This is a genomic window from Persicobacter diffluens (assembly GCF_036244895.1).
Lineage (GTDB): Bacteria > Bacteroidota > Bacteroidia > Cytophagales > Cyclobacteriaceae > Persicobacter > Persicobacter diffluens.
Window position 1 is genome coordinate 48327 of record NZ_BQKE01000004.1, and the last position, 12688, is coordinate 61014.

General features: G+C 43.2%; 6 protein-coding genes. All 6 read right to left on the bottom strand.

The features are described 5' to 3' along the window. Positions 1–19 precede the first annotated feature (19 nt). From AAA970_RS22575 to AAA970_RS22600, 6 genes are read right to left on the bottom strand one after another with little or no spacing between them, the layout of a single operon-like run. On the bottom strand, positions 20–2332 hold the full coding sequence (locus AAA970_RS22575; protein ID WP_338239145.1) for a GH92 family glycosyl hydrolase: 2313 nt from the start codon (positions 2330–2332) through the stop codon (positions 20–22). A 59-nt stretch (positions 2333–2391) separates the two neighbouring features. Further along, complete coding sequence (locus AAA970_RS22580) at positions 2392–5058, bottom strand: outer membrane protein assembly factor BamB family protein (RefSeq protein WP_338239146.1); 2667 nt, start codon at positions 5056–5058, stop codon at positions 2392–2394. 53 nt (positions 5059–5111) lie between these two features. Then, complete coding sequence (locus tag AAA970_RS22585; RefSeq protein ID WP_338239147.1) at positions 5112–6620, bottom strand: hypothetical protein; 1509 nt, start codon at positions 6618–6620, stop codon at positions 5112–5114. 1 nt (position 6621) lies between these two features. Beyond that, the gene (locus AAA970_RS22590; RefSeq protein WP_338239148.1) at positions 6622–7698 is read right to left on the bottom strand and encodes a glycoside hydrolase family 99-like domain-containing protein; all 1077 of its coding nucleotides are present in this window, start codon (positions 7696–7698) and stop codon (positions 6622–6624) included. A gap of 7 nt (positions 7699–7705) precedes the next feature. Beyond that, a complete protein-coding gene (locus AAA970_RS22595) occupies positions 7706–9451 on the bottom strand; it encodes a SusD/RagB family nutrient-binding outer membrane lipoprotein (protein ID WP_338239149.1) in 1746 nt (581 codons plus the stop codon). A gap of 10 nt (positions 9452–9461) precedes the next feature. After that, complete coding sequence (locus AAA970_RS22600; RefSeq protein WP_338239150.1) at positions 9462–12686, bottom strand: SusC/RagA family TonB-linked outer membrane protein; 3225 nt, start codon at positions 12684–12686, stop codon at positions 9462–9464. Positions 12687–12688: the final 2 nt, after the last annotated feature.

The following is a 12688-nucleotide window of genomic DNA, read 5'->3' on the forward strand; positions in this document are numbered from 1 at the left end:
TGACCCTACCATAATAAAATTAAATCTGTGGACTCTTCCCCCAATTTGTATTCGGCTGATCACCCATTTCAAATTCCAATAAACCACCTTTGGCAATGTCCTGGTAATCGATAAATGGTGTCGGCAATTCCTTACCGTTCAGGCTTACTTTCTGAACATATTTGTTGGCTTGGCTATTGTTTACCGTCTTCACTTCGAAGGTTTTACCATTAGGCAAATTGTACTTGAAGTTTTTGAAAATCGGGCGTCCGATGGTGTAAGTGGTTTCGCCCGGACAGAATTGGTAAATACCCGAAGCGTTCAAAATAAACCAAGCTGACATCTGACCACAGTCCTCATTACCGGCAACGCCATTCGGATCATTGAAATAATAATGGTACATCACTGAATCCACCAAAGCCTGAGTTTTGTAAGGTTGACCCAAGTAGTTATAGAAGAAAGTCGTATGGTGCCCTGGCTCATTACCGTGGGCATACTGACCGATCATTCCGGAAATATCATTGGAACGGTGACCACCAGTGATCTCTGAACTCATCGTGAAGAATTGATCCAACTTAGCGATCGTTTTCTCCTGACCGCCCATTAGGGCTGTCAAACCTGCTACATCATGCGGCACAAACCACGTCCACTGCCAGGCATTTCCTTCGCAATAATCGTCTTTTCGGTGCTTGGAAGCCTGTGGATCAAAAGGTGTTCTCCAACTGCCATCACTCATCTTTCCACGCATAAAACCAGTCGAAGCATCGAAGTATTTTTTGTAGTGCTTTGAACGGTCAGCAAAATACTGCGCATCTTCTTTTTGTCCAATGCTGTTGGCGAATTCACCCAAAGCCCAATCGTTATAAGCAAACTCCATCGCCTTGGCAACAGATTCAATATCTTTATCGCCAGGAATATAGCCCAAAGTTTCGTTATAATATTTCCCAGGAGCCATCATTTTGTTGAGCACCTTTTTATTATGTGCCAAAATATTTGAAGAATCGTACATCGACGAGCGCTTCATCGCCTCCATTGCCAATTCCACGTCGAAGTTGCGATGGCCCTTGGCGTAAGCATCAGTGATCACTGAAATGGCATGTGCACCAATCATCGTTCCGGTGTAGTTGGCAGCCAATTCCCATTTAGGCAAGATGCCTCCTTCTTGGTATTTGCTCAAAAGGTTACGGATGTACTGTTCATTTTCTTCCGGAGCAATAATGGTCTGTAATGGGTGATAAGCACGGAAAGTGTCCCAAAGAGAGAAAACCGTGTGCATCTTTTCGCCTTCTTCCAACTGACCAATCGTCTTGTCCATTTTCAAATATCGACCATCCACATCAGAGAAAATATTTGGTTGAATAAGGGTGTGATACAAAGAGGTATAAAGAATTTTCTTTTGATCCACTTGCTCATCTTCTACCTCGATCACAGCCAAGGCATCGTTCCAAGTTTTTTCTGCCGAAGCCACAACTTGGTCAAATTCCCACTGCGCATTTTCAGTCATCAAGTTGTTCTTCGCTCCTTCAACATCAACCGCTGAGATACCTACTTTTGCCAACAATGGTTGATCCGCATTTTTGAAAGTAAGGATCGCTTTAGCACGCTTGGCGGTTAATTCTTCTTTAGCTTCAACTGCTACGGTATCTTTGAAAAATTGAATATCGAAATCTTGATTGAACTCAGCATAGAAATAGATCGTCTGATCTTTTGCCCAACCTTTGGTGTTTTTCTTTCCCTGTAAAGTATGTTTATTGACCACCTTAAATTCATTCACCTGATTTTTATTGTGTCTTTCTTGCAATACATGCGCAAGGTCAATGATCAATTTTGGAGTAGATCCTTTAGGATAAGTATAACGATGAAAACCTGTTCTTAAAGTAGCGGTCAATTCAGCATGAATCTGATCATCCAACAGCTGAACACTGTAATAGCCAGGTTTTGACGACTCCTGATCATGACTGAAACGGGAACGGTAACCCTTGTCCGGATCATTCTCTTCGCCTCGAACCAATGGTTTTCCACCAACAATCGGCATAAAAAGGACATCACCATAGTCGGCAATTCCTGTACCACTCAAGTGGGTATGACTGAATCCGATAATAGAATTATCGTCATAATGGTAACCACCACAAGCATCCCATCCGTCGGTTTTGGTATCTGGACTTAATTGTACCATTCCGTGAGGGAGGGTGGCACCCGGGAAGGTGTGTCCATGTCCGCCAGTCCCGACGAATGGATTGACCCATTGGGTGAAATTCTTGGTCTCGTCGGTGGTGGCTTCTTTAACCTCCACCCGACGGCAAGAGGTATTAAAAAAGGCGACTAAAAGGGTAAAATAAAAAAATAGTTTCATAGGTATGAATATTTGGAAATTGTCGTAGACTGGAGCCTACAACCAGTACATTATTTTAATTACTGAATTGCATGAATATAGCCATCAGATGACATTATATAGGCTTTCCCTTTGTATAGTGCTGGGGTTGATTCCTCCACTTTGTTACCCATCTGATACATCCACTTGACTTTGGTCGTTCCGTCTCCATTGCCATTGGCTTCAACACAATAAAAATATGGATCGGCAATGCTTGGGAAATAGACGTCCCCCTCCCCTCCGATAACCGGGCTGCTCAAGCCTGCGCCATTCTGCGTCCAGAGTAAATTGCCACTGTCAATATCTATGCAATAAACCACGGCCTCCACACAAACGCCGCCAAGTCCCAAACCGTGCCAGCAAGACATATATACCTTGCCATCATGCACCGCAGGCGTTATGTTAAATATGTTATTGCCGTCCTTGAATTCCCAAAGCAATTCGCCGGTTTTGGCATCAATGCATTTATTCTTAACAAAGATTTTTCCATCCTTGACAATCGCCACTCCCGAATCTGTTCCTGCTCCATTGAACTGCCAAATGATCTCACCCGTCTTTTTGTCGAAAGCCTTGAGGTAATCATCCCAACAACCGAAATATACACGTTCATCATCTACGGCAGGCTCACTACAAACTGACTTGCTGAATGGCTGACGCCAAACAATGTGACCCGTTTCAGCATCCAAAGCCCAGGCGTAACCATCGATGCCCGGCACGTAAACCATCCCATCGGAAACCGTTGCCGATCCCCAAACCCAGTCCACTTTTTGCGACCAAATCAAATCACCCGTTTTGGCATCGAGGCAATAAAATTCATCCTCTCCTCCTTGCTGACCAACATAAATTTTACCCTTATAGATGGTCGGCGCACCGGAGATGGATGCCCCGAGTTCAAACTTCCATTTTTCTTTACCTGTTTCGCTATCAACAGCATAAACAAAGCGCATCGGCGTACCGAAATAAATGGTATTATTCGAAGCCGTTGGTTTAGACTGATAATAGGCACCACCGGCAATCTGATCGGTCAAAATACGGTTACCGTCTTTCTCAAAAGATTCAATCAAACTCTTCTTCCAAATCGTTTTTCCCTTGGTAGAAATAGCATGCGCATACAAGTCGGTATCATTGACCAAAATAATATCATCCTTAATTGCTAAATCCGCCAAAATCGGATGGTGAGCGATATGCTTTTCGAAAAGGGTTTTTACTTTTCCTTTCTTGATTTCCAAGCCATAAAGCGTTCCTTTAAGCGTGGCAAAGAACACTTGATTTCCTTTGGCTACGGGCGCAGACTTGATCCAATCATCCGCTTTGAAATCCATAATTTCTTTCCCGCTTTCCAAGTCCAAACCGTACAAACGTCCATTCGCACCACCAATAAATACCTTATCATTCGCTACAAATGCTGTCGTGAAATGACTGAAGGCATGTGCTTCTTTGTCTTTTACTTCGAAGGACCAGATCAACTCACCTGTCATATTATTCAAACAGTAAACCTTACCATCATTGGCACCGAAAATCAGTCGGTCATTCAATACCAAAGGTTGTTTGTTGATCGCTCCGCCAGCACGGAACTGCCACTGTGGTTTTGGTCTGTAAAACTGCCGTTTGGTTGCATCCCAAGAATACATATATCCTTCTTGCGTACCGATATACACTCTTTTTTGGTGCAAAACAGGTTCAGCGAAGGTATACCCGACCATATAATCCCACATCACTTTGCCGGTTTTGATATTTTTCCCAATCACCCGATTGGCTGCCTGAGTTTTGGGTGGCGTATCATGAATATCCTGAATCCCGAAGGTGTAAACCACCATATCTTCATCGGCATCAAAAGGTGCATTTCCTGCACGGTAATCCACATGTCCGGCCAAGATTTCACGCTTAATTTTACCTGTATTTTTATCCACAACAACGATTTCCTTCGTTGGGCCGGAGTTGCCTCTAGCGCCCAACTCTCTAAACAATACTTTATCCTTCAACACTACCGGCGTACTCTGATTATTAGGAGCATGGTAGAGCTGATCGCCCATGATCTCAATAATTTGCTGTGTTTTCCAATGTTCTTTACCTGTCTTCAGATCCACACAAAACATATTGGTTCGCACGCCTGGAGATGACAAATAAACTCTGTCTCCTTCGATTTGTGGCTGTACTTCCCAAGCCAACCCGACAGGGAATTTCCACGCCATCTCGCCCTTTGTTGGTCCCATAGCGCCGGTGTATCCGCTTAGGTTTTTGTTACCTTTATAGGAAGTCCAAGGGATCTCTTTTTGGGTGGCAGCATCAATCGGCTGCTGAGCTGAAGTGAATGCCAAGGACGGTTGAGTCGATGCCTGCTTTTGGTATTTTTCCAACACCTGATACCCACGGCCAATGATATCACTTAGCTCTACAACCTGTGAAGCACTGAACTGCTGCGGCTCCCCGCCAAACCTTAAATTATTCCATCGGGTAACCTTATTCAGCGCATTGTCCACGGCCACATATTCCGGTAAGGGAACGCCCTGCTGTTGCAACATTGCCGCCCACAGTTTCATTTTGATTGCCCTGAACTTGAAGTTTTCCCGATCGGTCGGTTGATGAATGACCTCCAAACGCAACGAATCAAGCTCTGCGTCCCCACTACTGATGAATTGGTCGAAGGGATTGGCGTGGGCTTGAAAATATATGATAAAAAATAGTAAAAAATATATTGCTTTCTGCATATCCTTAAATTAAAGAAAGAGTGTTAAAATAACACTCTTTCCTATTGATTAATCTACCAAGTTACCCCTTGCTCAAAGCCATCTGGATCGTTCCACCAAGCCTTGTATTGGCTATACTCTCCATTGGTTCCTCCACCGTTCCAAGAAGCCACGAACTTCACGTGGTTAATGCCGCCACCATGAATTTCATCTTCTTCCGCAATAGGGAAAGCCGTTACTTTGAATGCCTTGTGAACATCACCGCTATCGCCACTTAAGTTGAAGAAATATTCTTGTCGGCGAATATCTTCATCACCATCCTGATTGACATTAATTGGTTTAGGCTGATATACCGTCATTTTATCCTCTGATGGTGAAAAGTTCAACATCAGCTTATTGACATAATCATGTCGATGATGATTTGCTTTAGGCTCCATCAACTCAGCATAGCCCGTATCGCCTTTCTCCTGATAACCATCCAAGTACAACTCAAAATCACCATCTTTTTCAACATAAACCTTATGCAGCACTTTATCAGATTGAACAATCACGTCGTAAATTACTTTCTTGCCTTTTACTTCATAAGCGTTAGAGGCCGCTTTGTTTCCATCTACCTTTTTGAAAGTAACCACATTCTTATCCGTTGGTGTGAAATAAGGCTGATAGTTGTTATAAATTCCGATCATAGGAACGATCTCTGGAGCAAAGGTCTTTCCTGCTGAGGTTTGATCAATCGTTAGTTTGACCGACTTCATCTGACCATAGGCCTCCAACACCCTGAAGGGTAATAAATTCGCATTCCAATCCATTGGATTTTCAGCCTCGCCCAACAGCAAAGCCCCTCCACTTAAATTCTCATCGTAGGAAGCAGAATAGGAGGCTCCGAGCATGTTGTCCTCTCTCCTATTCAAAATAATACCTTCGCCTTTATCTTTGAAAGTGTGCTCAAGATCAAACTTGGTGTTTTGCACGCCAATTTTCAAATCAGCGGTTTTGTCAAAAGTAACGGTCATATCAGGTGTTTCGAAATCTATGGACTGATCCAAATAATCCATTGTCCCTTGATTTCCATCGGCTGTTTGCACCAAACGTATGATATCCTTTCCACTACCATTTTCGCTTTCCTTCATGCTGATATAATGTGTATGCACACTGTCTCCCAACATGATTTTTCTTGCGAGGTAAGTATCCTTTAAGGAAGCATCCTCCAAATTAAAATTGGAAAGTGAATAAGAAAAATTTACTTCAGAGCTATCCGCATTATACATTAATTCCACATTATCTGGTACGCGAAGGTATTCAACCAACATACCAGCATGGGTAACCACCTTGCTGATGTCCTCGCCAATGCTTTCCCCTTCGGGCGTAATTGAATTATTATACAAAGTCATTGCTCTGTCATTCAGTGTATTTCTCGGTCCTACCGCATCTATATAGAATGACATATCAAGCATTGCTTTCAGCTCCGCTACACTCGCTGATGTAGATGTTGAGCTATTATTATATATTAAACGGTTATTATCAAACTGTTCCTGGCATGAGAACATTGAAAATAAACCTAATGCAATGATTAACTTTTTCATATTAGTTTACTTTAAACTGTTCTCTAAGAATCTTAAGATATTTATCCCCATAACTTTGTGCAGGCTCGATCTGCTTATCGGAGTTCCAGTTGTTGAAGCTATCCAAAATAACCATTCGATTGCCTGGTGCACTTCTTTTGGCGATGTTACAATTGGTAATGAACCATTGCTCATCTTTTGGGAAATCATAAGTCTTAGAGGTAGGGTTTAATATTTTACCCGTAAAAGAAGGAGAGAACTGCGGGATATAATCCAGGTTAATCTCATTCAAAGCCTGCTGTGAATAAATCAAAGCCTGATCGGTGTATTGATGAAACATCACATAGCGATCATAAGAAGCCTGGTCCACCAACACATAAGAAGTATGCGTTACTGCATCAAAAGCATCTTGGAAACGGAAATGATAACGCAAAGGCGGTGTCCATTGCCATTGCTCACCAATCAGATACAATTCATACCCTTCACCAAAATTGGCCAGTGTTTCACGAAGTTGCTGGATCAGGGTAATATTATCGTGGGCAAAAAGCTCATGTGCACCACTGACATATACTACCACTTTACCATCCAATTTCTGATAATTTTCCTTATCAAAAAAGTAGGTCATCTTTTCAAAATCTTTGATAAAGGTTTCCACTGCCATGTCCACATCCTCAATGCGGTTGGCATCAGAAAGCCCCAATCCACTGAAATTATAGTTGAGTGCAAAATTAATCTCCATCGAATTTTCAGCTTCCATCAATCGTTCGATAGTGGTACTGTCGGCCTTAAAGGCGGATGGAATGGCCGCCGAACGGAGATTCAGTAAGAAATAATCAATCCCACCATCATTCGCCCAACTGACATGCTGCTTAAATACGGCCGGATCTACTGAATTATAGTAACCTAAGGAAGGCACTTCCTTCACACCCGAGGCCCATGAAAACTGTTGATAATGCGCCCCTACCACATAATCAAATTCCGGTGGGGTATTCGGGATTTCGTAATTCAAAAAATGGTCATCCGCTGTCGGTACATCCTGCACACAAGAAAACAACAGGAATGACAAAAAAGCTATAAAAATACTATTGATATATTTCATAATCAGATCAATTTAAAATCTCATATTCAACCCCTGCAGCCTCAAGGTCCTCCACATCTGAACCATAGAAAGCATGGGCAAACTCCCAACTCCAAGATGCCGGGAATGCAGACCAGTCGGGTACATTCTCCTTGCTTTTGTTAATCTTCAATGGTGTAAGCATTCCATCTTCACCCTGCGCAGCAATCATTTCTTGATATGCTCGCCCGTTCAATTGACGCTCGCTTGAACCATACACCAATCGATCAGGGTAATCCAGGTGAAAAACACCCAAATTCTTATGAGGTTGAAGGTGTGGTGAGAGCGTCATTACGCGTGTCCTTTTTTGCAGACACCAAGCATCATGCCCTTGGTTGAAGTCAGCAATCCATCGCTGGGTAATGATTTTTTCCAAAGGATCTTTCGAAATATCACTATTGACAATGCCAGAGAAGTGATGATCTCCTGTGCCATCTGTATTCCAAGCAATTCCGTCTTGCAGCAAATACGCTTCTACACCACCAACATTGTGTTGACTGAAAGAAAACTCAATTCCCTGAGTGTAATACTCACGTGCAGAGAGCGTAGCATTAAATCCTCGAACGACAGCCTCTGCTTTTAAGAAGGCTACCTGAGCCGCTGTAACCAAAGGAAAAGCCATGTCCATTTTCATGAATTCGTCATTGAATTCAGCATAATTGTCACGATCCATACCTTGAAGTGGATTGAGGTTAGGATTCAAATCCCACTCCGGCAATACATACTGACGTGCCAAAGGCTCCCCTACATAATCAAGGGTGTATTTTACAGGAACGTCCTCACCCAATGCTTGAGAATAAAGGGTATCAACAAATTCAAAACCTACTTCTGCTGGTTTGGCGAATGCCTGCAATCGTGGGTCGTTATACGATTTCATGAACAACATGAAGTGATGATTGATGCGAGGCTGTTGGAAAATATTATTCTCAAAAACCGCCTTCTTGTACATCGGCGACCAGTTTTCCTCTATCACCCCAAAATGAAGCACGGCATTCTCTGAGTTGTCGCCGATCAGTAGCTGCTCATTCATCAAGCTGGCCTCAATATGCTCCCTTGCCAATTCAGGAAATGCCTCAACAATCCTCATGGCAATCTTCAACCGCAGGCTTTGCGCAAACTTGATCCATTTGGTGTTATCACCACCATACATCGGATCATTGTTTAATTTATCCCCTCCGATATTCTCCTCCATTACTCTAATATTATGATCCAGTGAAGACAAAATATTGGTATACACCTTTTCCTCAGAGTCGAAGGTATTATAGATGCCGTCCTTCACATCGTCCGGCACATTAAGCGCATCAGAATAAGGAAGGTGGCCATAAGTCGAAACCATGATTGAGTACACATAGGCCTCCCACACATTGGCAATCGCCACACGGTTGACGTGCGTTGGGTCGTCTTTGTGAATCTTTTTGATCTCATCAATATTCTTCAGGACATTCACATACCATCTTGACCACCAGTTGTCGGTGGTGGTACTGACAAAGAAAAAGGTTGGAAAATCTCCCATCATTCCACCGGAATAATGGGCATAATTTACAAATGCGTTGGCGTTCATGTCCCCACCGATCAAATCAAGGGTATGCTTTACCACGCCGGGAAAAAGATATTCCGCGGTGGTATTATCAAAAACAAATTCATTTTTGTTGATGTCATCAAAGTTACTCGTACAGGCAAAAAGGCCAACAGTAACGAGCAGGACTTTAACTATGGGTTGGATTAATTTTTTCATAAGGGATCAATTAAAAGGCCATGTTAATATTGAAACCATAAGAGGCAGAAGGTAGCATAGACGCATACTCCAAACCGATATTCGAGCCCAATTCAGGGTCAATACCTTTAGGCGTATTTTGGTAAAGAATCGCTACATTTCTACCCACTGCCGATACACGAATCCTTTTGAAAGGGCCAATAATTTTTGTCGGTAAGTTATAACCAATAGAAATCTCACGCAGCTTGATGTAGGATCCGTCGAAGGTCGCTCTTGATCCATTGAAGCGTGTTTGTTGCGCCCATTGTTGCGAAGTCAAGTATCGGTCGTTTGGCTTTCCAGTTGCCACCCAAACGCCCTGTCCGTCGCCTGTTGCATCAACAAATTCATAAAGTGTACCCTCAAGTAAAGCACCTTTATCTCGGGTATCGATATAATCATTGCCATATAATCCTTTACCTCGACGTTCGTCCAGATTTTCGCCCAAAATACGTTGAGAGAACAATTGGTCATCGCGCCCTTCGAGTGTCCAGGCCGCTACACCATATTGTCCCTGACGTTGGAATGTTTGTGAGAAGATCTCTCCACCCCAAGCGACATCCACCAAGAAGCTTAATGTAAATCCTTTGTATTCAAAGCGGTTATTCACCCCACCGATCCAGTCTTTTTGCACATTTCCCAAAATCTGATCCGTATTCTGCACGTAGAATCCAGTTTCGGCATTGATCAGGTTAGTGCCTGTTACAGGATCCTGCAACGGTTTATTTCCTCGAATGACCCCAAATGGCATGCCTGGTTCAGCAAATACGCGGGTTTCGAAGACAGTACCCAACTGCTGACGATCAAGGGTACCGAGGGTATTGACATAAGTTCGGTTATTTGACCAGTTGATATCAGAAGTCCATTTGAAATTCTTACGCTTGATCCAGTCTACCCCCAAGAACACCTCCCAACCTTTGTTGGTCAAAGATCCTGAGTTGAATGTTCCTCTTGCATAACCCGTAGAAGAAGGCAAGTCCATGTCCACAATCTGGTCAATCGATTCTGAATTATAATAGGTAACATTCAGGTTGATGATATTGAACAATTTGGTTTCCAAACCAAACTCAACCGATCGAGTTGTTTCTGGCAACAAGTTAGGGTTCTGGCGGCTCGCCGTGTTCGATGTCCATGGAAGGCCGTTGTAGATACCTCCATAAGTATGGAAATTATGCACACGGAAAGGACGGGTACCATTTCCTACCTCGGCCCAAGAAGCTCTGAGTTTACCATAGTTCAGGATGCGCTGCGTTCCAAGGAGCTCCGAAAAGATAAATGAGGTACCTACTGAAGGATAGAAGAAACTATTGTTTTTCGAAGGCAAAGTAGAAGACCAGTCATTTCTGATCGTACCATCCACGAATAATGTTCCTTTATACCCAAAAGAAGCAGAACCGAAAACAGAATTAATAATCGACTCCCCTGACCCTTGATAAGATCGGGCAATACCGGCATTGTTTTCTACCGAAGGCAAACCAGGCATCAACAACTGGTCAATGTCTGTACCAGCAGATTTGTTATCATAAATGAATGAGTTGGCTCCGGCAGTGGCATTGATACTGAACTTATTGTCTATGCGCTTATTATAAACGGCCAAACCTTCAAAGTTCCAGTTGTAGATATCATTAGAGAAATGAGAATAGCGCCCGTCAGGATCATAAGCTGCACCATACTGGATGAACTTAAACCCTTTTCTAAGGAATACATCCCCACTGGCTTTGGCAGTCAATTGAAGACCATCGATCAATTTATAACGTAACAATACATTCGACAAAATACGATTTGAAATATCACCATTCTTGTTCTCATTCAAGTCCCAATAAGGGTTTGAAAACCATGGGTTACCGTTAGGACGGAATAAATTACCATTCTCATCTTTATAAGGGTTCAAATTGCTTTTACCCATGTTTGGCATCATGTGAATGTAAGAGAAGGCTGGGTTCATCAGTGAACCGTTTGGATAGACACGATTTCTAACCTCAGCCAAAGCATACATCAAACTCGCATCGACAGAAAGTTTTTTGGTCAATTTCATCGTTCCGCGCAAAGAAAGATTATGTCGTGATAACTCTTCTTGCCCTTTCATCATCCATTCTGAAGAGGTATTGGTGTAAGACAAACGAATGGTCGCTTTATCTGTGGCCCCTTCGATACTAACAGAGTTGGAAGCCGTCAATCCTGTTTGGTACAGGTCACGAACGTTATTGGTCTGTGGTAAATATCGTCCTTGCTCACCATTAAGGTCAATTACCTCAAAGCCGAGCATTGGAGAGCCATAGCCCCACTGACTATTTCCCGGAATAGGCAAGCCTGTTTCCTTGTCAATATCCTGGGTCCCGCGGATCAATACATTATTAATCCCGGCACCATAAACATATTGGTAATCCGGCCACTGATTCACCTGTTGCCACATGAAGTTGGAGTTTACTGTTACACCCAAACCATTTTTAGTTTCCCCCTTTTTGGTGGTAATGATGATTACCCCATTGGCTGCACGAGAACCATAAAGCGCTGAGGCGTTCGCCCCTTTCAGTACCTGAATATCTTCAATATCATCCGGGTTGATCTGAGATAAAGGATCTCCTAAATCTACCTGCTCATTTCCTTCTTCTTGCCACATGCCTGTGCTCTGGTTCTGGCTTTCATTCTCAATCGGAATACCATTGACAATATATAATGGTGCATTAGAACCGGTCAAAGAAGCCACCCCACGAATAACCACATTGGTAGAACCGTTGGGGGTTTGCGATCCGGTGATTTGCACCCCGGCAGCTTTACCGGCAAGGGTGGAAATAAAGTTGGTCGAACGAGCTTCCTTCATCTCCTCAGCGCTAACGCCCTGTTGAGCATACACCAAAGATTTGGACTCCCGCTTCACCCCAAGGGCGGTAACCACCACTTCCGACAATTCGGTAACATTGGTGGTCAATTGCACATTGATCTTCGACTGATTCCCCACCTTGATCTCCTGCGCATCATAGCCCACAAAAGAAAAGACAAGGATATTATCAGCTTTCTGCGGCAGGCTTAAAGAATATTCTCCTGTCATTCCCACGATCGTTCCGATCGTGGATCCTTTCAATTGAACAGTCGCTCCGATAAGAGGCTGTCCATCCGTGTCGGTTACCTGTCCCTTAACAGCAACCTCCTGCGCCATTGCGGGTATACTAAGGCAAAAAAGTAAGCACCCGATAAAAAATTGATATATATGTTTCATAG